General features: G+C 39.8%; 20 protein-coding genes. 11 read left to right on the top strand and 9 right to left on the bottom strand.

Translation table 11 applies throughout. The features are described 5' to 3' along the window. Nucleotides 1–147 precede the first annotated feature (147 nt). Nucleotides 148–1,215: a 2-dehydropantoate 2-reductase N-terminal domain-containing protein gene (locus RCC89_13745; protein ID WMJ74221.1), complete on the top strand. Its 1,068-nt coding sequence runs from the start codon at nt 148–150 to the stop codon at nt 1,213–1,215. 23 nt (nt 1,216–1,238) lie between these two features. Here the strand turns inward: RCC89_13745 and RCC89_13740 are convergent, their stop codons facing one another. From RCC89_13740 to RCC89_13730, 3 genes are all read right to left on the bottom strand, one after another. After that, nucleotides 1,239–1,517 (bottom strand): hypothetical protein, encoded by a 279-nt coding sequence (locus RCC89_13740; GenBank protein ID WMJ74220.1) that lies wholly within the window; start codon nt 1,515–1,517, stop codon nt 1,239–1,241. 159 nt (nt 1,518–1,676) lie between these two features. Beyond that, a complete protein-coding gene (locus RCC89_13735) occupies nt 1,677–2,213 on the bottom strand; it encodes a DUF421 domain-containing protein (protein ID WMJ74219.1) in 537 nt (178 codons plus the stop codon). 46 nt (nt 2,214–2,259) lie between these two features. Beyond that, entirely contained in the window at nt 2,260–2,892 is a 633-nt protein-coding gene (locus RCC89_13730) for a pseudouridine synthase (protein WMJ74218.1), read from the bottom strand. Nucleotides 2,893–3,188: 296 nt separating this feature from the next. Here RCC89_13730 and RCC89_13725 point away from each other — a divergent pair, with 296 nt between their 5' ends. The 4 genes from RCC89_13725 (at nt 3,189) to RCC89_13710 (ending at nt 6,147) form a co-directional block, all read left to right on the top strand. Beyond that, the gene (locus RCC89_13725; GenBank protein ID WMJ74217.1) at nt 3,189–3,458 is read left to right on the top strand and encodes an acylphosphatase; all 270 of its coding nucleotides are present in this window, start codon (nt 3,189–3,191) and stop codon (nt 3,456–3,458) included. Nucleotides 3,459–4,053: 595 nt separating this feature from the next. Then, nucleotides 4,054–4,584: a peptide-methionine (S)-S-oxide reductase MsrA gene (gene msrA, locus RCC89_13720; protein ID WMJ75661.1), complete on the top strand. Its 531-nt coding sequence runs from the start codon at nt 4,054–4,056 to the stop codon at nt 4,582–4,584. A 184-nt stretch (nt 4,585–4,768) separates the two neighbouring features. Next, nucleotides 4,769–5,062: a hypothetical protein gene (locus tag RCC89_13715; GenBank protein WMJ74216.1), complete on the top strand. Its 294-nt coding sequence runs from the start codon at nt 4,769–4,771 to the stop codon at nt 5,060–5,062. Continuing rightward, nucleotides 5,062–6,147, top strand: a complete 1,086-nt coding sequence (locus RCC89_13710; GenBank protein ID WMJ74215.1) for a spore photoproduct lyase family protein — start codon at nt 5,062–5,064, stop codon at nt 6,145–6,147. Before RCC89_13715 ends, RCC89_13710 begins: the two co-directional genes overlap by 1 nt. A gap of 203 nt (nt 6,148–6,350) precedes the next feature. Here RCC89_13710 and RCC89_13705 read toward each other — a convergent pair whose 3' ends face one another. After that, a complete protein-coding gene (locus tag RCC89_13705; GenBank protein WMJ74214.1) occupies nt 6,351–6,899 on the bottom strand; it encodes a helix-turn-helix transcriptional regulator in 549 nt (182 codons plus the stop codon). Nucleotides 6,900–7,820: 921 nt separating this feature from the next. On the opposite strand from RCC89_13705, the gene RCC89_13700 reads away from it, so the two are divergent. Together RCC89_13700 and gldN are read left to right on the top strand one after the other, a co-directional pair. Continuing rightward, complete coding sequence (locus RCC89_13700) at nt 7,821–8,858, top strand: NADP(H)-dependent aldo-keto reductase (protein WMJ74213.1); 1,038 nt, start codon at nt 7,821–7,823, stop codon at nt 8,856–8,858. Nucleotides 8,859–9,110: 252 nt separating this feature from the next. After that, the gene (gene gldN, locus RCC89_13695) at nt 9,111–9,944 is read left to right on the top strand and encodes a gliding motility protein GldN (protein WMJ74212.1); all 834 of its coding nucleotides are present in this window, start codon (nt 9,111–9,113) and stop codon (nt 9,942–9,944) included. A 57-nt stretch (nt 9,945–10,001) separates the two neighbouring features. Here the strand turns inward: gldN and treY are convergent, their stop codons facing one another. The 3 genes from treY to glgX are packed head-to-tail and all read right to left on the bottom strand — an operon-like array spanning nt 10,002 to nt 18,161. After that, nucleotides 10,002–14,195 carry a malto-oligosyltrehalose synthase gene (gene treY / locus RCC89_13690; protein WMJ74211.1) on the bottom strand — a complete coding sequence of 1,398 codons (4,194 nt, stop codon included), beginning with the start codon at nt 14,193–14,195 and terminating at the stop codon, nt 10,002–10,004. After that, nucleotides 14,188–16,032 (bottom strand): malto-oligosyltrehalose trehalohydrolase, encoded by a 1,845-nt coding sequence (treZ, locus tag RCC89_13685; GenBank protein WMJ74210.1) that lies wholly within the window; start codon nt 16,030–16,032, stop codon nt 14,188–14,190. Before treZ ends, treY begins: the two co-directional genes overlap by 8 nt. Next, nucleotides 16,029–18,161: a glycogen debranching protein GlgX gene (glgX, locus tag RCC89_13680; protein ID WMJ74209.1), complete on the bottom strand. Its 2,133-nt coding sequence runs from the start codon at nt 18,159–18,161 to the stop codon at nt 16,029–16,031. Before glgX ends, treZ begins: the two co-directional genes overlap by 4 nt. Before the next feature lie 223 nt (nt 18,162–18,384). Here glgX and RCC89_13675 point away from each other — a divergent pair, with 223 nt between their 5' ends. The 3 genes from RCC89_13675 (at nt 18,385) to RCC89_13665 (ending at nt 20,621) form a co-directional block, all read left to right on the top strand. Next, nucleotides 18,385–19,470, top strand: coding sequence for a PAS domain-containing sensor histidine kinase (locus RCC89_13675; GenBank protein ID WMJ74208.1), 1,086 nt, complete (start codon nt 18,385–18,387; stop codon nt 19,468–19,470). Between the two features lie 6 nt (nt 19,471–19,476). After that, on the top strand, nt 19,477–20,265 hold the full coding sequence (gene pgeF, locus RCC89_13670; protein ID WMJ74207.1) for a peptidoglycan editing factor PgeF: 789 nt from the start codon (nt 19,477–19,479) through the stop codon (nt 20,263–20,265). 146 nt (nt 20,266–20,411) lie between these two features. Beyond that, nucleotides 20,412–20,621, top strand: coding sequence for a hypothetical protein (locus tag RCC89_13665; protein WMJ74206.1), 210 nt, complete (start codon nt 20,412–20,414; stop codon nt 20,619–20,621). A gap of 186 nt (nt 20,622–20,807) precedes the next feature. Here RCC89_13665 and murC read toward each other — a convergent pair whose 3' ends face one another. Both murC and RCC89_13655 read right to left on the bottom strand, forming a co-directional pair. Beyond that, nucleotides 20,808–22,190, bottom strand: coding sequence for a UDP-N-acetylmuramate--L-alanine ligase (gene murC, locus RCC89_13660; protein ID WMJ74205.1), 1,383 nt, complete (start codon nt 22,188–22,190; stop codon nt 20,808–20,810). Between the two features lie 67 nt (nt 22,191–22,257). Further along, a complete protein-coding gene (locus RCC89_13655; GenBank protein WMJ74204.1) occupies nt 22,258–23,223 on the bottom strand; it encodes a lytic transglycosylase domain-containing protein in 966 nt (321 codons plus the stop codon). 290 nt (nt 23,224–23,513) lie between these two features. On the opposite strand from RCC89_13655, the gene RCC89_13650 reads away from it, so the two are divergent. Continuing rightward, nucleotides 23,514–24,278, top strand: a complete 765-nt coding sequence (locus RCC89_13650; protein ID WMJ74203.1) for a peptidase — start codon at nt 23,514–23,516, stop codon at nt 24,276–24,278. The last annotated feature ends 7 nt before the right edge of the window (nt 24,279–24,285 follow it).

The raw sequence follows: 24,285 nt of genomic DNA, 5'->3' as shown, positions 1-24,285 counted from the left end.
GTTTTCATAATGACATCATTGAGCGTCTGGTACAATTGCCTTATATTTTGATATTTACAGCAAGGAGACGAGAAAGAATCCTTATATTGCTCCTTATGACGAAACCTTTCGTATAATTCAGGTTTAATAGAAAAAGAAAGCTTAGAAATGAAGAAAATTTTAATTATAGGGGCTGGCCCTTTGGGGAGTCTTTTGGCGGCAAGGCTTTATGAAGCAGGTCATAATATTTTCTTAATGGCAAGGGGCAAGCGTTTGCTTGATATCAGGCAGCACGGTGTGGTCGTTCAGGAAGATGGTGCGGACAAAGAGGAAGTTGCTCCCGTGAAACTTGTAGAAGCCTTTGACCCTGATGATGATTATGACTTAGTCATTGTTGTTATGAGAAAGAACCAGATTGAGGAAATTTTAGATGTTTTAAGTCAGAATAAACGGGGTCCTTCTTTTTTGTTTCTGGGGAACAATGCTGCTGGCCCTACAAGTCTGGTAGAGGCCTTAGGTAAGGAGCGGGTTATGTTGGGTTTTCCCTTGCCTGGTGGTAAAATCGAGGGGCATGTAGCACGTGTTATGCCTGTTAATGAAAAATATACCTATAAAATCCCTATAGGAGAGGTTGATGGTAGTGTCAAGAAAAGGACTGTAGAAGTGGCAAAACTGCTTAAATCCATGCGGGGTTATGAGGTGGACATTCGTAAAGATATGGATGCCTGGCTTAAATATCATGTAGGGATTTTGATTTCAGGGTTTGCTCCAGCTATTTATGCTGCTGATGTGAACCTAAAGCGTTTAGGGAAAACACAGGATCTGTTAATTATGGCTGTCAGGGCAACAAAAGAAGCCCTTCGTGGACTTAGAAAGGCCGGTGTTCCGCCAAGTCCTGGTATAGTGAGGTTTTTTGAGTATGTACCAGAGCCGGTTTTGGTCACATTGATTGGGTGGATTGCGCGTAAAGAATACGGAAAAACATCACTGGAAGGACATGCCCGTGCGGCACGTGATGAAATGCAACACCTTCATAAAGAACTAAAAAGCCTGATCGGGGGTAAGGTGAAAACTTATTATATGGACATGCTGAGCAAATACTTTAACGCTGATGAAGATCCATTTCCTGAAGGAAGCAGAAATATTCAGATGAAATGGAAGCCCTTACTTGTGCCTTTGACTGGCATATTGTTATTGATTTTGTTTTTGTTCCGAGTAGCTAAAAAAAGAGGTTAAAAAAACCGGGAATACCGGTTTTTTTAACCTCTCTCTATTCTGTAGAAGTAACTCATGGTTCCGTCAGGAAGTGCCTCCTGATACACAAAGCGATATCCATGATTTTCAAAATCTTCCAGAAAAACATCCCAGGTCAACACTTCTAGGTTGTCTGGTTTTTCCTGAGCCTCTGGAAAATATATTGTTAATGGGCCTAACCCTGGTGTATCTGTTTCCAATATCCTTGCTGGAACACCATGTCTGTCTTTGACCCAACGCTTTATCTCTGCATGGTTTGTTGTTCTCACCGCCTCAATCTGCATAATCTAATAATTTTGTCTCCTATTTAAAAAACTAAGATCTTTGAGGATTAGTTTAATCTTGGATTTTTATGCATTTTTTAACTTTTGGAGAAGCTGGTAGGATAGCAATACATGTTATTACCTGCTTTTAACCTATTAATTGCATCATGAGTTATACGTTTAGGTAATTTTGTCTAGCGCAGAGGTGTCTTCATTACCGCTTTTGCTAATGATGCTCAAAGAACCATCTGTTTCGATAATTACAGCTTCAACATTTTGTAGCCCTTTAAAACCGTTTTGTCTAACGGAGGCTAATATTTCTTCTTTGGTTACCCGTTCTTTTTTCATGTTTTCTTGTAAAAATCGATTGCGGTAAAATAAAAGGGTTGGGTTTGATTTTACAAGATTAACTACTTTTTTAGACTTCCAAGCAGCTTTGGTTATAATGAATTGAAGAAAGATTAAAATGGAAAAGGCCAAAACCCCGTCAGCTAAAGCTATGTTTTTTGTAACTATTACAGAGGCTAACGTAGAGCCCAAGGCAACAGTAACAATGAAGTCAAAGGCGTTCATTTTTGACAAAGTTCTTTTGCCTGAAACCCTAAGCAAGACAATCATAGCTACATAGGCAAAAATGCCTATCAGAAAAGTCCTAAGAAGGCTCATCCAGCTATCAAAAAATATAATCTGTTCTTCCATATCAGAAAAACAGGTCATGGGGCAGATAGTTTACCTAACTTTATTGTTCGTGTGTGAGTGACTGTTAATGCGATCTACTTTTTCTGGCCGAGTGGATTTTATTAGTCAAATTTAGCTGTTTAAGAAATTCTTTTTCAGACAATTCTTGGACTTCTCCTGGCTGCATGCTCCCAAGGTACATGTTTTCTATACTAATCCTAATGAGGCGGAGTGTAGGGAACCCGGCTGCTGCGGTCATTTTCCTGACCTGTCTGTATTTTCCCTCAATTAATGTTAGAGAAAGCCAAGAAGTAGGTTTGTTAAGCCTGAAACGGACAGGTGGATGTCTTGGGGGCAGGTTTTCCGGCTCTTCTAGTAAGCTGGCTTTAGCTGGCCGGGTCAAATAGTCTTGACCTTCAATCCTAATGCTTACACGGTTTTCGAGTATGTCAATGGCCTTTTCTGTGGCAATGCCTTCAACCTGCGCATAGTATGTCCTTTCGTGTTTGTTTTTAGGGTTGAGTAGCAGGCTATTTATTTTTTTGTTATTGGTAAGCAGGAGGAGGCCTTCGCTGTCTGCATCCAACCTTCCTACAGGGTAAACATCTTTGGGGAAGTTGCCTAGTTCGGAAAGAACAGGTTGTTGTCCATGACCGCCTGTAAACTGGCTAAGCATCCTGTATGGCTTGTATATTTTAAAGTACCTGAAAGAAGACATGAGTGGAAATTCGTTATAGCAAGTGCAAAAGTAAAGAATAGAGTAGAGGCTTGCAACTTGATAAGGCTGCTTGTATGGTGCTAATAGGATGTGATATCTGTTTTTTTAAAATTGTATTTTAGTATTATAGTAATAGTTCGGTTAAGTTTATTTATAATATTCATTACCAATTTATAAGCTATTGGTATTTCTAGTTATTCTTTTTGTATTTAAACGGCAGGTTTTATTTAAGAGTAAAAGAAACAAAACAATTTTAAACTTATGTGCTTTTTTGTTTATGTAAATTTATTTGAGGTATGAAGCATTTAACAATTACCGTTACCGGAAAGGTGCAGGGTGTATATTATCGGGCTTCGGCCAGAGAAAAGGCACTTGAGCTTGGCCTGAAAGGACTTGTGAAAAACATGTCCGATGGGTCGGTTTATATTGAAGCAGAGGGGCCGGAAGAAAAGCTTGAGGAGTTTGTCCGGTGGTGTAAAAAAGGCCCGGTATTGGCAAGGGTTTCTGATATTGATGTGAAGGAGGGCAGTGCCCAAGATTTTGCTTCATTTGTTATAGATAGGTAGTGGATGGGGCTTGTCCCTGTTCGCTATCTTTATGGAGATCCAGTTTTACCCACTCGCCCTTGGTGCAATGCGGCCTCCCGTTATCAATCATTTTTACAACCTTCTTTATTTTCAGTTTAAGGCCTTTTAAAGCTGTTTTTTGCAAGCTTTGTATCTTCCTGTGCGGAATTGTTGAAGAATGCCTTAAATGGCTTTATTTGAACCTTATTTGCGTGAACTGCCATGGGACCTTCTGAGCTTTATACCTGAAATATGCATTCGAACTTTCTATTGCGTGGCAAAATAACTTCAAATCAGACGTTTCGCTCGCATTTGTTTTTTTTTACCATAGAACCACTATGCTTGGCAAACCAAACACGCTGATCTTTTTGTTCTTTTGCCCCTCATAACGAAGTTTAATGCATAATCCAGGTTAAAAAAATATGCTTTTTTACATCTTTTTACCTATGTCATGTGTTATGATGGAATGAATAATAAAAGTACGGCTTTCTTGTACAGAAATTTTAATATGTATTTTATTGTTTTCTTTGCCATATTGAGTTCTTGTGGACAAGAGTCAGAAGAACGAACATATAACCATAAACCAACAGAAGGTATGAAACAAGCAACATTTGGCGCTGGATGTTTCTGGTGTGTCGAGGCTATTTTCCAAGATTTAAAGGGCGTGCAATCTGTAGTGTCAGGCTATACAGGTGGTGAAACAGAAAACCCTACTTATGAAGCTGTGTGCGGTGGCAATACAGGGCATGCAGAAGTTGTGCAGGTTACCTATGACCCTGATACAATCAGCTATGAGGAGCTGCTCGAAATTTTCTTCAAAACCCATGACCCGACCACGCTTAACAGGCAAGGGGCAGATACCGGGACGCAATACCGTTCTGCTATTTTCTATCATGACCAAGCTCAGCAGGAAATTGCTACCAAGGTTCTTAAGGAACTTGACCAATCCGGTGCCTGGGATGACCCTATCGTTACGGAGATTGCTCCTGCACAAAAATTTTATCCGGCAGAAGGATACCATCAAAACTATTTTAAACAAAACCAGGGGCAGCCCTATTGTTCATTTGTTATACAACCTAAAGTCGAAAAATTCCGAAAGGTTTTTGCCGATAAGATCCGGAAGTAATATGATATACAAGGGAGCTTTTGTCAATTTTGGACGAGATTTTGGTATGTGGGAAAAGAACAAGTTTGAATTGTTTTGCTACCTAAGGGGTGTTCTGTTGTAAATTTCAGGTGAAGCTTTTCTTTACCTAAGCATGGATAGTAATCTGTGCTTTTTTTGTTTTAAGAATAAAGGAGGAAATGTCATGAGAACCCCAAAACCTATAGAGCGGCAAAGGCGCAGGTTGTTTGGTGAGCGCTTAGAGAAGAAGCTAGAGAGAAAATATGCTCCTTGTGTTCGGATCGATGAGACTTTCAGGAACAACGATGTTACCATTGTTACCAATGAGCAGGGCTTGCCCGTGACACTTTACATAGGAAAAAGAAATGAGGATGGGTCTATCAAAGGTGATAGGTATGTCCGGCAGATCAGTAAAATGTCTTCAGGAGAAACCAAATCCCATTGGGAAAGAAAGGGAAAGGTAAACAGATATAAGTGATGTTGAAAATCACAGAAAAAGAAAAAATTCTTCAGGTGCTTGATATCAAACAAATATATCACGAACCGAACATAGGCCTGTATCCAAGAGGAAAAGAATTGCTTGAAAAGTATTCAGATGCTGAACGTATTATGGTTTCCTCTCATTGGAAGATACCAGATCTTTACGGTAATGAAGGGATGGCAGAGCGGTGGCTTAGAAACAAAAAAAATATTTTGGTTCTTGGGGTAAAGAAAGGGCTTACGGCAAGACCTAATACTCGGAGCTCTCATTTTGTTGCACCTTCGCTAGCCAATGGGTGTGCTATGGCATGTTCTTACTGCTATGTGCCAAGAAGAAAAGGGTACGCCAATCCGATAACTGTGTTTGTCAATATAGAACAAATACTGAAGTATATCACCAACCATTCCAGAAAACAAGGGTTAAAGACAGAACCTGATCAGATAGATGAACAGTATTGGGTTTATGAAATTGGGGAAAACAGCGACTGCTCTGTAGACGCAGCCGTATCTGACAATATTAAGGACATCGTAAATCTTTTTAAAGAGCTGCCAACAGCAAAAGGTACTTTTGCCACAAAGTTTGTCAACCGGGATATGCTCAATTATGATCCACAATTAAAGACCAGGATCCGCTTTAGTTTGATGCCGTCAAATATTGCAAAAATAGTTGATGTCCGTACCTCGCCCACTAACGATAGGATAGAAGCTTTGAACGATTTTGTAGAAGCTGGTTATGAAGTGCACCTCAATTTTTCCCCTGTCATGTTTTATGACGGGTGGTTAAAAGACTATAATGAGCTTATGGAGGCAATTGATGACTTGGCATCAGCTAAAACAAAAGCACAGTTAAAATGTGAAATAATTTTTCTAACACACAACACCAAGCTGCATGATATAAATATGGAGTGGCACCCAAAAGGGGAAGAGCTATTGTGGAAACCCGATATTCAGGAAACCAAATTTTCCCAAACAGGAGGAAAGAACCTCCGTTATAAACGAGGCTTAAAAACTGAACTTGTCCAATCCTTCACAGATCTGCTAAACGACAAATTGCCATATTGCCAAATCCGCTATGCCTTTTGAATCAAGATTAATTTACATGACGAAAGGTCAGTCGTCGGTAGGAGAAGTAAAGTAAAGCCGTCTCATTTTTTAAAGAAGTGAACTTTAGAAAAAATAAGCCACGAGAATTAAATATTCTGTCCCTATATACGGCAGGGAAATGAATATTTAATTCTCAGGGCTTTTAAGGAGTTGATTTTTCGGTATAAGTAATTGAAATACAGTTATTCAGGATTGTATACGGAAAAGGTTTTGTCGTCGTAGAAAATTACGATTTTTTCAATTTTTTTGCCTTTTGACCCTAAAAACGGCAGCATGGAGTTATCCTGCTCAATTCTTTGCGTTTTTGGAGGTTCTTCAGGAGCTTTAGGTGGTTCGGGAGGCGGAGGAGGTGTAGCGGCTTGGGGAGCCGGTGGTGGCACAGACTGGTACGGCTGCGTGTTAGTTACATTTGTAAACTTGTCCTCAGAAGCTGGTTCAGGAGTAGATTTGTTGTGGTTTACATTCGTAATCTTTTGATCCTCGCTAGGTTTGTTTTCCTGATCGCCAAATAAGTCTAATTGTTTCATTTCACCCTTTCCTGTTAGTAACCATACCGGATTGATCTCCGGAAACCTTTTAATGACCTTTTGAATAAGGTCTAAACTGGGCTTGTTTCTCCCAGACAGTATATGGGAGATGCTAGAGCGTTGAACCTCAATTTCATCTGCGAAAACAGAAGGACTGAGTTCAAAGTGCTCTATTATTTTCTTTATCCTTTTTGTAGTGTCCATTTGTGTTTACAAATGTATAAATCCATGTATCAAGAGTAACTATAACGCAATTATACAAAGTTAAACCGTGATTTACAAATGTAATTACAAATGTAAACTGTAAAATTAGCCCAAATAAAGCAATATTTAGTGACTAAAGCATTGTATTATAGTTAGTTACTGTTTAGGGTAAGTTATTTTAGAATAAAACTATTTACATGTGTGATTACAGGTGTAAACAAGTTGATGCGTGTCTTTTGAGGTGATTTTGCCTTCCTTTTGCAGCCTTTTCGTGATGGTTTAACTTGATGCAGTAGCAAGAAAACAGCCATATTGCCTATCATTTACCTTTAATGTATTTTACTGAATATGTTTCAGAATATAACGAAGAGCTATTACCAGTACCATTTTTCCAACAATTTAAACAATTTACAATTATGATTACAATTGTAAATTGTTTAAATTGTTGTGTAGCAGTGTATTAAAGTGTTTTAGTTTAAAAATGTAAACTTCCTGTTTTGATAATTTACAAAAGGAAATTAATATTGTTTTGTTGTGTTTGGTGGGTAAGTTTTCTGTTTGTAGCTTTTGGGGTGTTGGTTTAGGTTATTTAGGCGTTTTTTCTCCTAATGGCATAAAAGTAGGTAGGTAAAAGTCTGGAAGTCTCTTTTCCGCCGATGGGGTTTCCTTTTGTAAACAGGGGATTTAGTGCAAATATTCAGAAGGTTATAGCTTTTCTCACTGTGTATGTATTTTTCAGAATATGCTGCTTAACATTCTTGGTTACCGTTAGGTTTTTCATAAAAAGGCTTATGAAGAAAAGAATTGGGCATATTATCCTTATTTTTTCCATATTTATGATTAATTTTCTACTTGCAGCCGCCATTATTATTGACTTTTTGGCTGAGTGAATGATGTATAATATTAAATTGATCATTTTTTATGGAATACCGGAAACTTGGAAATACGGATATCAGTGTTAGCCGTATTTGTATGGGAACGATGACCTTTGGGGAGCAGAATTCGGAAGAGGATGCGCATGAGCAGCTTGATTATGCTGTTTCTCAAGGAATCAATTTTATTGATACTGCTGAAATGTATCCTGTGCCAGGAAAAAAAGAGACCCAAGGCCTTACTGAAAAATACATTGGGACATGGCTTAAAAAAAGGGGGATACGTGATAAAGTTATTGTGGCCAGTAAGGCTACAGGTCCCAATCCAGGGCTTGCTTATATAAGGAACGTCCCTTCTTTTGCGCCTGACCACCTTACTAAAGCCCTAGAGGGTTCTCTCAAGAGGCTTCAGACTGATTATATCGACCTTTATCAGCTTCATTGGCCTGAGCGGAAAACCAACTGTTTTGGTAAACTAGGCTTCGTTCATAAAGAGGATGAATGGGAAGATAATTTTCAAGAAGTATTGACGGTTTTACAGAGGTTTCAAAAAGAAGGCAAGATCAGGCATGTGGGATTGTCCAATGAAACACCATGGGGGCTCATGAGGTGTCTACATTTGGCCGCAGTACAGGGGCTTCCTCCTGTTGTGAGTATTCAAAACCCTTATAATTTGTTGAATAGAAGTTTTGAAGTAGGCCTTTCCGAGATTGTTACAAGAGAAAATATCGCTATGTTGGCTTATTCGCCCATGGCTTTTGGTGTTTTATCAGGCAAATACCTTAAAAATACCGCAGATGAAAGGTCTAGATTAAACCTTTTCCCTAAAATGCAGAGGTATAATAAGCCTCAGGTTGAAAAGGCTGCCCAATCCTATGTTGAAATTGCTGAAAAACATGGGTTAAGCCCTGCATCTATGGCCTTAGCTTTTGTAAACCAAAGGCCTTTTGTCACTTCAAATATTATTGGTGCTACTACCATGCAGCAATTAAAAGAAAATATAGGCTCTATTCATGTAAAACTAGACGATTCTGTATTAGAAGAGATAGAAGGGGTACACGAGCGGTTTTCCATTCCTGCACCATAAAAACAGTGTAAAGCAAAAAGAATATAGAGGTTAGGTTCTTAAGGCTTAACCTCTCTTTTTATTGGTCTTGAACGGCAAAAGTTTAAGTGGTGACGGTTCTGCGCATAGGGATATGGTTATTCTAAGGCTTGTTTGTAATTTATTGTTTTATAGTGACTTAATATTGGTGTTGCATTATGTCTGTACCTTTGTATTTTCCTGCTGTAAACATATCGGTTCCTTTATCTTTTATATTTAAAAGAGGGAATTGATATGAAGTCTATATATTCGGTTGTTGTTTTTTTATTTTGCGCATTTGGTGTTGAAGCCCAGAGTGTCGTAGATTCTATGTATGAAAATGGCGTTAATAAATGGGCCTATAGGCCTGTCCATGAATCTGATATCATGCATAGGAAAACGGTAGTTAGAGGCATTGATCTGCGTGAAAGACAGAACAGACCCATGTTTGGGAAAAACAGGGAAATTACCAAATTATTGATCAATGCAGTAAAAGAAGGCACGGTCACTGCTTATCAAAATGACTCCCTGACAAAAAAACTTTCTTTAGAAGAGTTTCAGGAAAATCTAACCATTCCAGGAGCTGAACCTGAGTATACCGAAGAGGAAAAGGAAATGATGCTGGAAATGGGCGACTCTTCGTTTTTGCACATGGAAGAAACACAATATTATCTTCCTTCAGATCTTTACCAGTTGGAGTTAAAAGAGGAGGTTGTATTTGATAAAGAGCATTCGCTAAAGTCTTATCATATTATCGCTATCACTATTTACGTGCCTGCTGACCATCCGGCAAACGTGAAGCAGATTTTGCAACCTGTAGCTTCCTTTAGCTATAAAGAGTTAGTTGAGGAGCTTTTTAGGGACAATCCTGAGGCGATATGGTTTAATGCCCAGAATGATAGCCAGCATAAAAATTTGGCGGAAGCATTTGAACTAAGGCTGTTTAGTTCTTATTTGTTAAGTGTTTCAAACCCTGCAGGCTCTTATTTGATAGATATGTATGGGGGAGATCCAAGCAAGGGGGTAGAGGCATCTGAATGGGCGCAGGATGAACTTTTAGAAGAGGAGCATAATTTATGGGATCATTGATAGTTAAGCTGATGATATGATGGTCAGTTGCCATCATATCATCAATGATGTATTTGCCTATCTGTTAAAGGTTCTAGTCCAATTTCTAAGCTTTTTTTCTATAGAAGGTTTTAAGGCACCTTTTTTAAGCCTCCAGAGCCAGTTTTTCTCTACAGATGCCGGAATGTTCATCCTTGCTTGTTCGTCCAGCCCCAGCACGTCCTGAATGGGTAAAATTGCGGTTTTTGCTACTGACGAATAGGCCAACCTGGCTAGTACTTCATGTACATTGTCATCTGTTACTTTTATACCAGTATATTTCTCCATGTTTTTACGCTCAATGCTTCCTGCATCTTGCCTGAACCATCCTTTGGTAGTATTGTTGTCATGTGTCCCGGTGTATGCTATATACAGAGGGGTATAGTTGTGTGGTATGTATATGGATTCCGGTAAGTCATCGCCAAAAGCAAACTGTAGTACTTTCATGCCCGGCAATTTCAGGTCGTCCCTAAGGTTGTGCACCAGTTCATTGATATCACCTAAGTCCTCCGCAATAAATGGCAGGTCTCCGAGCGCTTTTTTGACAGCTTCAAAGAAATCTTTTCCCGGACCATCTTTCCAAGTACCGTTTATGGCTGTTTCTTCGCCCGCAGGCACTTCCCAGTAGTCGGCAAAAGCACGAAAATGGTCTAGTCTCAGAAAGTCATACAGCTCCATGTTTTTTCTTAGGCGCTGTATCCACCAGTCATAGTTTCTTTGCTTGAGTACTTCCCATTTAAAGACAGGCATGCCCCACAATTGCCCGTTGGCGTTGAAATAATCTGGTGGTACTCCGGCAACACCTTTGATATTGCCTTCCTCGTCAAGGCTGAAAATGCCTGGATGCGCCCAAACATCAGCAGAGTCGTAGCTGACATAGAAGGGGAGGTCGCCAAATAGGTGAATATCTTGCTTGTTGCAGTAGGCTTTTAGGTGTTTCCATTGCCTGATAAACATATATTGGAACCATTTGATCTTTTCCAATACCTCTTGGTTTTCTTCTGCAAATTCTTCCAGTGTTCGTTTATCTCTTTTTTTCAAAGCTTCAGGCCATTGAAACCATGCTTTTCCTTTGTGTGCATCTTTAATGGCAAGGTATAGTGCAAAATCGTCAAGCCAGAAAGCTTCTTTGGCACAAAACGCTTCAAATTCCGGTTTTAGGTGCGGTGCTTTACCTTTCTGGAAATTTTTCCATGCTTTTTTGAACAGTACTTTCCTAATTTTTTCGGCTTTTGGGAAATTGGCAGTTTCAGAAGTTGGGATCTTAAACTGCTTCAGCTTCTCCTTTTTTATCAAACCATCTTCTGCCATAAGCTCAGGGCTTAGCAAAAGGGTATTTCCTGCCATACTAGAAATAGAGCTGTATGGGGAGTAGCCTGTTCCTTCTTCGGTTGGGTTTAAAGGGAGTATTTGCCAGTACTTTTGCCGACTTCTGGCCAAAAAGTCTGCAAATTTTTGTGCTTCTGGGCCAAAATCTCCTGTTCCAAAGGCTGACGGCAGTGAAGAAATATGCATTAGTATGCCAGCATCCCTGTTTTTTTCTAACTTTTTTAGTTTAGCAACTCCTATAGGAACCTTATTGAAAAGATCTTTTATGGCTATATTTCCTTTCTTCTTACCCTTCGCGTCAGTCAGTTGTTCGTAATGGTCTGGTGCTTCTGGGGGCAAGGAAACCCTGGTGTCTTTCCAGTCTAGTGCGTCCAGGCTCTGTTTTTGTCCTTTGCAAAGTCTACCTATATGCAAAGGTATGGCTACTACCAGCCAATCTTGTTTATGTCGACGGGCAAACGCTAAAACATGCGATGCATAAGCTCCTTTTACCTGAAGAGGAATATATTCCCCTTCGCTGAACAATTCTGGATTTTGTTTACGCTCTTTTAAAAGTGCTGTGGTCAGCCATTGCTTTATCTGTGCATTGTACCTGTTTCCCCAAAGGCTTTCCAGTTCTAGCTCGTTGGAGTTTTCAAATGTCTTGAGCGCATCTTGCCTTAATTTATAATCGACTGGCCTTCTATTGTCAGGGTCTACCATACTTAAGTCCCAAAACTCACATCCTTGATATACGTCAGGCGTTCCGGGGCAAGTAAACTTAAGTACAAGCTTTGATAGTGAATTTACAATCCCAAAATCAGAAAGCTCCTCATGGAATTTTTTGAAGCTCTTCATAAAGGCATTTTCAGGCTCAAGCAGTTTCTCTGCAAAAGAAGTAACTGCGGCCTCATAAGCTTCGTTGGGTTGAGTCCAGTTCGAGTTTAATTTCCCTTCTCTCAGTGCTTTTACTAGGTATTTCTTAAATCTTTGCTTGAAGTTATCTTCGTCTTGTCCAGGCATTGGATAGGCGCCGACCAGTGTTTGGTAAATGAAGTATTCGTCATTTGTATCAGGTCCATTTTGCTTAGCCTCTTGGTTAAGCTTCTGCCATTTCTTTACCATTTTTAACCATCGTCCAGGAATATCGGAGAGGGCATTTAGCCTAGCGCTCACATCTTCGCCTCTTTTTGTATCGTGGGTAGCAGTGGCATTCATGGACAAAGGCATCTTTAGGAGCCTTTCTTGCATGTGTTGGTGAAACTCTTCAGGTGAGATACCGAACAACTCTGGAGATCCACCCACTTCATTTAAGCCTATAAAACGGTTGTAGGTGTACATGAGGGTATCTTCTACACCTTTTGCCATTAGAGGGCCTGAAAACTGCATCAGGCGTTGGTAAAACTGTAAAGCACGTCTGTTAAATTCTGCATCTCCATGTTCCGGTGCTTTAATCAACACACCTTCTAATGCATTTACCGGTTCAGAGAGATCGTTTTCTTTTTTATTGATCTCTTTGAAAACTTGCTTTAGTGCATTTTGCTCTTCTTTGTCCAAAGGCATTGCATGGCCATAATAGCGGTAAACCGGACAGTGTATCAGCACTGCTCCAATGGCTTTTTTTAGATCTTCATACGGTATGTCATGGTCTTTCTGAAGGTCTAGGTCAAAAAAGAGTTTGCTTAAGTTGTCCAATTCTCCCGCCATATTGTTGTAAAGGATATTGGCTTTTTTCTCCAATACTTGTGAGTGGACAGGCGTGTCGTCATCGGTTAACTTCCTATAGAATTCAGTAAGCCTTTCTTTACTTTTTCTCCTTGTAAGCAGGTTATTGACCAGAGTAAGGAAGTCATAACCTGTATTGCCTTGTATTTTCCAATGCTCAGGAAGGTTTTCCCGGGGTTCAAGAATTTTCTCTACAACAATGTATAGGTTCTCGCCAGAAAGTTTCCGTAGCTGTTGTAAGTAAGTTGTAGGATCATATAGACCGTCTATATGGTCAATTCTTAACCCTTGTATTACACCTTCGTCTATAAGTTTCTTAATCTGCTTGTGGTAATCTTCAAAAACTTCTTTTTTATGGATGTTTAAGCATATAAGGCCATTGATGGTGAAGAAGCGTCTGTAGTTTATTTGGTGGTCTGTTTCCTGCCAATGGGAAAGCTGATAAATCTGTTGGTCCGCTATTTCTTTTAGGTACTCAGGCGAACTGCTAATTGCATAAATGGTATCGTTAAACCAATCTCTAATATGTTCTTGGTTTAAAAGAGTACTTAATTGCTGTCTAATTTCGTCCCATTGACCCTGATATCCTGTTTTGTCTTCGTTTTGATCAGGTAATGGAATTTTGTTTAACAGGTTTTTGACTTCTTCAGGAGTATTTTCTCCCCGTAAGACATTAAGGTAAGAAGCAGGTTGTAAAGGGTAAGTGTTATCATAATAGCGAAAGATAAGCCTTGTGTCATGATAATCTAATTTAATTTCTCCATTTCTCAGAAGGTCTTCAAGGGGCGAACCCAGAAAAGGAACCATGAGTTTTCCATTGTACACATGGCTGTTCCAAGCAATATCAAAATATTCAGCATATATGGAACGCCTGCCTTTTTCCAGCACATCCCACAACCAGATGTTGTCGGGGTGGAAGGCCATGTGGTTTGGAACAATATCCTGGAGCCAAAGAATGTCATTTTCTTTAAGCTTTTGACTTATTTGCTTGAGGATTTCTTCAGACCCTATTTCAGGGTTTATTAAATGTGGGTTTACACCATCATACCCATGCGTGCTTCCAGGTGTAGCTTGAAATATCGGGGACGCATAAACCGTTTTTACGCCCAGTGATTTTAAATATGGAATTATATGGTCTAAATCTGCTAAGGTAAAACCTTTGTGAAGTTGCAGTCTATAAGTAGAAACTGGATTAATCATGCTTATTGGTATAGATTAAAAAAGATTCAGGTTGTAATTTGAAAAAAGCTGCATTAGGCAATGTTTCTGGAGCAGCTTCTGGGCCATTCCATTCTGGGGCGGCAGAGTCTAGTAGTTTAACCCATTCCATATTAACCGATGGAAGGTTGATATTTTGAGCCTGTTTGGAAAAGTTCATCACACACACAATATGTTGATTTTCGTGCCACCTGTGCAGTATCAGGCTTTGCTTTTCTTCGTCAGGGTACACTTCTACATTTTTTCTGTTTAGGTTTTTCAGGGCTGGTTGTTTTTTGCGCAAGGCTATAAGAGTCTGATAGTACCTAAAGAGCGTTTTGTGTGCGTGCTTGTCTAGCAGCTCCCATTGAAGTTTAGATGTTTCGAAGGTTTTTTCATCCTGAGGGTCTGGTGCTTCTCCTTTTGCGTGAAAAGCCGCAAATTCCGCTTTCCTTCCTTTCCTTACAGCTTCTATTAAATTGGGGTCACCATGGCTTACGAAGTACAAAAAAGGATGGGTTTCACTATATTCTTCACCCATAAACAGCATCGGCAGGTAAGGGCTGGAGATAACCGCTCCGGCCATAACTTTAAGCATTTCGTAGCTTACAAGCTGACTGGAACGTTCGCCAAGCATCCTGTTGCCGGTTTGGTCGTGGTTTTGGGAAAATACAACAAACTGCTTTCCTGGGTTATTGTCTGTTTTTGTGCCAAAGTTTCTGTGCCTGTGCGGCGAATAAATACCGTCGTAAACATAGGCATCTTTATATGATTTGGCCAGGTGTTTCAGCCCGTCAAAATCTGCATAATATCCGGTTTTCTCTTCGCCTGTTGTAACCCTAAGGGCATGGTGAAACTCATCTATCCATTGGGCGTCCATGCCATACCCATGATCTTCTAATGGGGTTATGAACTTATTGTCGTTTAGGTCTAATTCTACAATTAGGTGGTGGTTCCTTCCTGTTGTTTTTTGTAGTTCATTGACATGCTCTTTTATTTCCCTTAGAATATGTTTTGGGCTAAAGTCTTTAATAGCGTGTACGGCATCCATACGGAGGGCATCAATATGAAAATCCCTGAACCACATCAGGGTATTTTCTATAAAATACTTTCTGACGCCATCGCACCAGGCATCATCAAAATTTATGGCCTTTCCCCAGGGGGTATTGTATTTGTCAGTAAAATAAGGTGCATATTCAGCCAAATAGTTGCCTTCGGGACCTAGGTGGTTATAAACTACATCAAGGATGACCGCTATGCCTTTTTTATGACAGGTGTCTACCAGGTGTTGTAAGCCTAATACACCACCATAGGATTCCTGTACCGCAAATGGATACACCCCATCATAGCCCCAGTTTCGCTGGCCTGGAAACTGGGAGACTGGCATAATTTCTATGGCTGTGATGCCGAGTTCCTTCAAATAGTCAAGCTTTTTTTCTATGCCTTCAAAATTGCCTTCAGGAGAAAAAGTGCCTGTATGCAGCTCATATAGGATATAGTCCTCTAGCGGAATATTGTTCCACGACTGGTCTGACCATTTATAGGTAAGGTCAATGGCTTGTGAAGGGCCATGCACGCCCTCTGGTTGAGAAATAGAAGCCGGATCCGGTAATTTCTTTTCTCCATTTAAAATGTATTGGTAATAATCTCCTGATTTTATTTGTTCTGTGGTAAGTTGCCAATATCCATAGACTTTCTGCTCTAGGGGTAGTTTTACATCTTTTTGGGTTAAGTAAACTTCTGCCTGTTGAGCATGGGGTGCCCATAGCGTTACATTGGCCACCCCTTCTTTATCAAAGCGTATTCCCGGAATACTTTTCTTTACTTCTGAAAAACTCATAAAAATGTGTATTTAAACAATGCGATCGAACGTCCTTCTACCTGTATGGTTTGACAAGGTTCATAAGTTTCTGTCGAATCTTCGTCAAAATAGTTAAAGCAGGTATCCAAGATTTTGGTCCACTGAGCACCATATTTTTTAGGTGGAAGTTTATAGTCCAAAGGCAAATGATAAGCGTTGAAAACCAAGTAAAAACTATCGTCAAGGATAATTTCTCCTTTGGGGCCTCTTGAGTGGATTCCGCGTCCGTTGAGGTATACTCCTAATGATTTAGCAAAGTAATCCTGCCAATGCACTTCTGTCATTTCAGTTCCATCGGGCAGGAACCAAGCAATGTCTTCCAGTCCTAACCCTTTAATAGGTTGACCTTGGAACCACCGGCGCCTGCAAAACACCGGATGTTTTTTTCTGAAATTGATAAGTTTTCTAGTAAAGTCTAGCAGATCTTTGTCAGCTGTAGGCCAGTTGATCCACGATAGCTCATTGTCTTGGCAATAAGCGTTGTTGTTGCCATGTTGTGTCCGGCTAATTTCATCTCCAGATACTAACATAGGCACACCTTGAGACAAAAATAGAGTGGTTAAGAAGTTGCGTTTCTGCTTTTCTCTCAACGTATTGATTTCCGGATCATCGGTAATGCCTTCTATTCCACAGTTCCAGGAACGGTTGTGGCTTTCCCCGTCACGGTTATCTTCGCCGTTCATCATGTTGTGTTTCTCATTGTAAGAAACAAGGTCGTTTAATGTGAAACCGTCATGGGCGGTAATGAAATTAATACTGGCCGTAGGTCTTCTGTTGTCATCTTGGTACAAGTCTGAGCTTCCGGTAAACCTTTCTGCAAACTCTGCCAGCATACTTTCTGCGCCACGCCAGAAGTCCCTGATGCAGTCTCTGTATTTTCCATTCCATTCTACCCATCCAGGAGGGAAGTTCCCAACTTGATAGCCGCCTTCGCCCACATCCCATGGTTCGGCAATCAATTTTACTTGTGAAATCACAGGGTCTTGGTGAATGATATCAAAAAATGCACTTAACTGGTTCACTTCATGAAGTTCACGCGCAAGGGTGGAGGCCAAGTCGAAACGGAAACCGTCCACATGCATTTCCAAAATCCAATACCTAAGGCTGTCCATAATTAGCCTTAAAACATTTGGAAGGTTTACATTGAGGGTGTTTCCAGTGCCGGTGTAATCCATATAATACCGTTGGTCGTCACTCATCAAGCGGTAGTAAGCGGAATTGTCAATGCCTCGCAAAGATAGGGTAGGCCCAAGGTGGTTTCCTTCGCCTGTATGGTTGTAGACCACGTCTAGAATTACTTCAATACCTGCTTTGTGCAGTTCCTTTACCATGTTTTTGAACTCTTTGACCTGTTCTCCCCGGTTGCCACTAGAAGAGTAGCGGACATCAGGTGCAAAATAGCTAAGGGTGTTGTAGCCCCAGTAATTCGTAAGACCTTTTTCGTGGAGGAAAGAATCCGTTATAAAATGATGCACAGGCATAAGTTCTATAGCGGTAATGCCTAATTTTTTAAGGTATTCAATTGTTACAGGATGGGCTACTGCTGCATAGGATCCTCTAATTTCTTCTGGGATCTCAGGGTGTAGTTTTGTCAAGCCTTTTACATGTGCCTCATAAATGATAGACTTATGGTACGGGTAGTTTGGTGACGTATCGCCTTCCCAATCAAAATTAGGATCTATTACAACAGATTTAGGGATATAAGGAGCACTGTCCTCCTTATTAAAACTTATATCCTCATCTTTATGCCCAATTTTATAGCCAAATAAAGACTTGTGCCATTTTATGGTTCCCGAAATGGCTTTGGAATATGGATCTATAAGGAGTTTGTGCGGGTTAAACCGGTGTCCGTTTTTGGGATCGTAAGGGCCATGTACCCTATACCCGTACAGTTGACCAGGCTTAATACCAGGTATGTAAACATGCCATATCTGGTGAGAGCGTTCGGTCAAAGGGATTTTAACAGATTCTTTTTTATCTTCGGTTGAATTAAACAAACATAAATCCACACCCTCAGCATTATCTGCATAAAGTGCAAAATTTACACCTTTTCCGTCCCAGGTTGCGCCAAGCGGATAGGATTCTCCAGGGTATACTATTGTGCTCATATCTATAGTTAAATAAAAAATATAATCTTTGAACCTCTATTTTGTTCAAAATTTGACAAGAAGAATGTTTCCCAAATTGATCTGAAGATCAAAAAGTCATTAATAATAAAGTTTTTAAACAATATTATTGTTTAGTGAAGGTCGTAATTCCTCCCTTATCTCACAAAATAAACTTTGTTTTAAACATTATTTTTTTTAGCCGGTTTGGGCTAAAAAATAACCTATGTTTGAGATAACCCAAGAATTTAAGTTCTTCGCCGATTCGTTGCCGCAAATAGTCTGGACGTCACGCCCTGACGGCAATCTTGATTACTTTAACAAAAGCTGGTATCGGCTTACAGGCCTGAGCTTTGATGAATCTCGGGACTTAGGAATTCAAAGTATTATTCACCCAGATGAAAAAAGCGAAACCGTTAAAAGATGGAAAAACTCTTTTGAAAACGGAGTAGATTTTGAAATGGAATATAGGCTTAAAGACCACCAAGGTCACTATAGGTGGTATATAGCAAGAGCTATTCCTATGCGTGGTCCAGATGGGGACATTGTTAAATGGTTTGGCACCTGTACCAGCATCCATAAGCAAAAGGAACAGGCTATAGAACTTGAAAAGGTAAACTACGAACTTGAAAAACTGCACAATGACCTTGATAACTTGGTTTATACTGCTTCTCATGAGTTGAAAGTTCCTGCGTCTAACTTAGAAGGGCTTGTGGCCAATATTTATGACATGGTTTCCCATAAGTCTTTTGATGACGACTGTGAACTAATTGCTGACTTGATGAAGCAGTCTGTTAACCAGCTTTATGTAAACATTAACCAGCTTGTTAACATGACCAAGGCACAAAAGAAATTAAACGGACATTATTTTTATGTAAAATTACCAGGTATAATCCATCAGGTCATGGATGATTTAAAAGCGCAGTTAAATGCTTCTAAGGCTAAAATTGATATTGATTTAAAAGAGCCTCAAATCTGCTTTACAGCAGCAAATACAAAGAGTGTTTTGTATAACTTGGTTTCCAACGCAATTAAGTTTAGAAAACCTGACCAAAAGTGTGTGGTTAAAATCAGTACATGGAATGAAAACGGACATACAGTCCTAAGTGTCAAAGATCATGGTATAGGCATAGAGCCTAAAGAAGAAAACCGGTATTTCAATATGTTCAAAAACTTAAATGAGCATATTGAAGGTAGTGGCTTGGGTTTATATACTGTAAAAAAAATGGTTGAAAATGCCGGTGGATTTATTGATGTTTACGGTCAAGAAGGGGTAGGAGCCGAATTCCGATTGCATTTTAAAAACCAATAACTGTAAATGATCAAAAAAACACTGAAAGGAAACCTGGTAATACGTCAGTTTGAACACTTGTCAAAATATCCTGAATTAAAGCACTTTGTGTCCGGTAGGGAAGGAGGTGTAAGTAATGGAGAGTTAGGTGGTCTCAATCTTAGCTATAATGTGGACGACAATGTAGAAAATGTCAAAGAAAACCGAAAAAGGCTTGCAAGTGCTTTGAAAGTTGACCGATTAGTGTTTCCTGAGCAGACGCATAGTGACCATGTAAAGGTTGTTCTTTCAGAAAAAGATCTTGACTATTTGAAAGATACCGATGGGCTGGTTACCCAAATGAAAGGCCTGTGTATTGCTGTTATGTCCGCCGATTGTGTTCCCGTGCTAATTTATGACCCTGTTGAAAAAGTGGTGGGAGCCGTACATGCAGGATGGAGGGGAACAGTATCTCTGATTGCTCAAAAGGCGGTAAAAGCTATGATTCGTAATTTCAATTGCGAGCCCCAAAATATGATCGTCGGGATAGGGCCTTCTATTTGCAAGGAAGTGTATGAAACAGGGTCAGAAGTAGTTTCGGCCTTTCATCGTGTTTTTGGAAAAGAAGAACGTATTGTAACAGTAAACCCAGGTACAGGGAAAGGGCACCTTGACCTCTGGGAGGCGAACAAGGTCCAATTATTGGATATCGGTGTGTTACCTGGCCATATTGAGCTAGCGGAAACTTGTACTTATAAAGAAAATAAACAATACTTTTCAGCCAGATATTCCGCTGGTAAGGCCGGAAGGTTTGCTGCTGGTATTATGGTTAGTTAAACTTGAAATATGCATTAGAACTTTCTTTTGCCCCCTCATAATGAAACCTAATGCATAGTCCAGGTTAAAATGTAGTTATGCGCTTTAGCCACTTATCAGGTGAACATAGGAGGGGGAAGGCGTGTTTTTATTAAAAGGAGGTTTTTATGGCTTATAGAGGAGATAAAGAAAAAACTAGCGTTGAAGGGAATCCTGAAAACATTCCAGGCGGATACGGTCATGCTGATTCCACTGACAAGGTATCTAAGAAAGAGGAAAAAGGATATAAAGGGAAAAAGACTTCAAATACTGGTATTGCCCCAGGAGAAAAAAAAGATTTAAAACCTGGAGAAGATGCAGATGCCTCTTCTGGTTAACCAAGGTAAGTTTGGGTTAAACCTGAAATTTGCAATAGAACTTTCTGCAGCAAAATAGCTTCAAATCAGTCGCTGACGCTCTCATTTGTGTCTAACAATAGCCCTGGTTTATTGTTATTTTGCTCCTCATGAGGTCTATCTCATTTTAAAAGTATATAGCCGGCGTAATTTTTGCCGGCTTTCTTATTAGCTATTTTTAATGGCATTGAGAACACTGTGGGCAAAATCGCTCAGCGATGGATCACGGGCTCCCATAAGTAGGATAACATCACCTTTCTCAGCCATATCGGCTAACTTTGCTGGAAGTTGCGCCCGGTCTTTTATAAAAAGCGCATGTTTCCCCTGTTTACTGACAGCTTCTGTAACAATTTCAGAAGAAATATCTTTATTTACGGTACCGCCTGCATAATATACATCAGATAAAATCAGGGTATCGTTTGCGCGGAGTGTTTCGGCAGACTTTTCAGAAAGCTCTTCGTGCATAAACCTTAGAGGACCGAAGCCGTGTGGTTGAAACCAAGCAAATACCCGTTTACCAATAATTTGACAGCTTTTAATGGCGGCTGCTACTTCTGCAGGGTTGTGTGCAAAATCATCGATAACTATAATTCCACGGTGTTCTCCGACCAGTTGTGTTCTTCTGTAAATACCTTCATAAGTACGGAGTGCTTTTGCAGATTGCTCAACAGAAACACCAGCAGTATGTGCTGCGGCCACTGCTGCGGCTGCATTCTCCATATTGTGCCTACCTATAACAGGAATTCTGAATGATACCTCTTGAATGGTAAAGCTGATAGAAAAACCTTCTTGGTTAAAATTTTCAGCCGCAAAACCAGCTTCAGGAATAGTTCCAAAATTATCTTGAGGGTTTACCGACAGTTTTTGGGTTATTTCCAGGTCATTGTTTACTATGAACTTTCCCTTTGTATTCTGCTTGAAAGTTTCAAAAAGTGCAATAAGCTCATCAAACTCTTTATGGTCTCGGTCTATATTGAGCACAACTCCTGTTTCAGGCAAGTAGTTTACGATAGATCCATCAGATTCGTCAGATTCAATGACCAGCCAAGGCCCTTCTCCAACTTTGGCATTTCCAGGTAAGCCCTGTTTTTGTAATGCTGTCAAACCTGCTCCTGTAATCAAGGAAGGGGAGAGACCGTTTTCATTGAGGATATGAAAGATCATTGCCGTAGTGGTCGACTTTCCTGAAGTTCCACCTACAGCAATTGTTTTTTTCTCTGACGAAATAGCGGCTAAAAGTTCTGACCTTTTAACAATAGGGATGTTTAACTGTAAAGCCTTTTGGTATTCCACATTGCTTTCTTCAATGGCTGTAGAAACTACAACTACTTGTGTGTTTGCATCTATACCAGAACCATCTTGATAGAAACAATGTATTCCAGCTTTCTCAAACTGCTCTTGTATCAGCATTTTGTTAGTTTGCGTAAACAGTCGATCCGATCCAGCAACTGATTTTCCTATGCCATTTAGGTATTGGGCAATGGCACTCATGCCTGTGCCAGCGATTCCTACAAAAAAATAGTTTTGATATTGTTGGGTATTAAAGTTCATGGTTCTGAATTATCCTTCTAGGATGGTAAACTGCCAAACTAATAAAATTTATATAAAGAAACTAAACTCAACTGTTCCCTGGCTTTTGTTGTAAAGGCACTCTAATTTCATAGCTTTCTTTACGTCCTACCCTTAATTTAAAATTGGAGGTGTTGTTAAACCATGGGTTTAGCAGTCGCAATTCTTTATACGTAGTGTTGTGTTCCAAAGCGAAATCTACGAGGTTGTTGATGTCATCATCTACTACTACCGTCTTAAACTCGTAAGGCTGGTATTTTTCGTTTTCAGGAACAAAATATCCGTAGGCTTCAGGGGATTCTAAGATGAGCTTTAGCGCTATAATCCTGTACACATATCTTGCAGTCTCCTGGTTGAGGTGGAGGTCAAAGAAATTGTCTGCTTTTTGCTCTTCCAGCACATCTTTGATGCCTTTTACACCTCTATTGTAAGCGGCAGCGGCAAGTGTCCAATCGTTAAACTTTCCATAAGCTTTTGTCAGGAACTTACTAGCTGCTTCAGTAGCAAGCTTAGGGTCCCTTCTCATGTCTACATCATTGTTGATTTTAAGGTCGTATTCTTTTGCTGTTTTTTCCATAAACTGCCACATGCCCACCGCGCCTGCAAAAGAGCGCGCATTGTTGTCAAACTCACTTTCTGCGACAGCTAGATAAATAAAGTCTTCTGGAACATTATTTTCTCGCAATATTTTGGTGACAAAAGGGCGCCACCGTTCAATGGTTTTTATAATGCGCAAGGTATGAGAGTGCCTGAAAGTGTTAATTATTAACTCTTGCTCCAGTCCTTCTCTAACATCTGTACGTTCTATAGGTATTTTTTCACCAGCAAAAGTTACTATTTCAGGAATAGGCACAGAGGTAATATGCTGTGTGGCTTTGCTATCGCCAGGACTAAAGACTACTGTTTCCTTGCTAAGGGCAGTGCTTTCCCTTAAGGCCCTTTGGTCTGGTGTGCTTCTGGACTGACAGGCAAAAAAACTATATGCTGCTATGAAAAGGTATATATATGACTTCATGTTTGATCTTGCGTATTACTATAAAGAAGATATTGCAAACTTATTATTTTCAGGAATATCTTTTTTATAATATTTATTGATTTCTTGAAAATTTTTAAAGAAAAAGTATTGTCAGCACCAAGTTGGCTTTTAGTTACTTTGATTAACAGACTAAGCAGAGCCAGCTTGGGTGAAATCAGGAGAACCAATAATTGTACCACTTGTACCGTTCTTTTAAGGTGAGGTTATTTTTTCTTGCCTTACTTCTGTTTTTAATTCACTCTCTACTTTAATTTTAATTGTAAATTTAAATGATTAACTGGTTTAAAATCAGTAAACATGCATGTGTTGTCATGTTTCTGGTGCTTACAATTTCTTCATGTAAAAAAGAGGATCCTTCTGCGAGTAACTCGTTGAAGGTCGGAGCTAGTGCAAGAGATTTGCTTTCGTCGTCTAGATATCAACATCTGGAGGTTGAAATACAGTATGTGCGAGGTTTTGCTCCCACTTCAGAAGCCATAAAAAATCTAAGGGACTTTTTACAAAAAAGGCTTCATAAACCATCCGGTATTACGTTTAAGTACACTTCCATTAATTCACCCAATAAGCAAAATTATTCAGTAGCTGATTTTAGGGAAATAGAAAACCAACACCGAACTGTATATACTCGTAAAGATACTATAGGTGTTTACTTCTTTTTTGCTGACGGTGGTTATGTACGAGATACTGACCGGTCTAAGGTTTTAGGGGTAGCTTATCAGAACACCTCCATGGCTTTGTTTGAAAAAACAATAATGGACTATTCCGATGGGCTAAACAAGCCATCACGAAGCACATTAGAAACTGTTGTCTTAAATCATGAGATAGGGCATAACCTAGGGTTGGTTAATCTCGGAAGTCCTATGCAAAATCTTCATCAGGATGATGAGCATGGACACCATTGTGATAACAGGTCCTGCCTGATGTATTATACTGTTGAAACAACAGATGTTATTTCTAACCTTTTAATCGGTGGGGCAATACCTGAATTGGATCAAGAATGTATTAACGACCTCCGTGCAAATGGAGGAAAATAGCCAAGAT

The sequence above is a fragment of the Cytophagaceae bacterium ABcell3 genome (genome assembly GCA_030913385.1).
Lineage (GTDB): Bacteria > Bacteroidota > Bacteroidia > Cytophagales > Cytophagaceae > ABcell3.
This window is presented reverse-complemented; position numbering and strand designations above follow the sequence as displayed.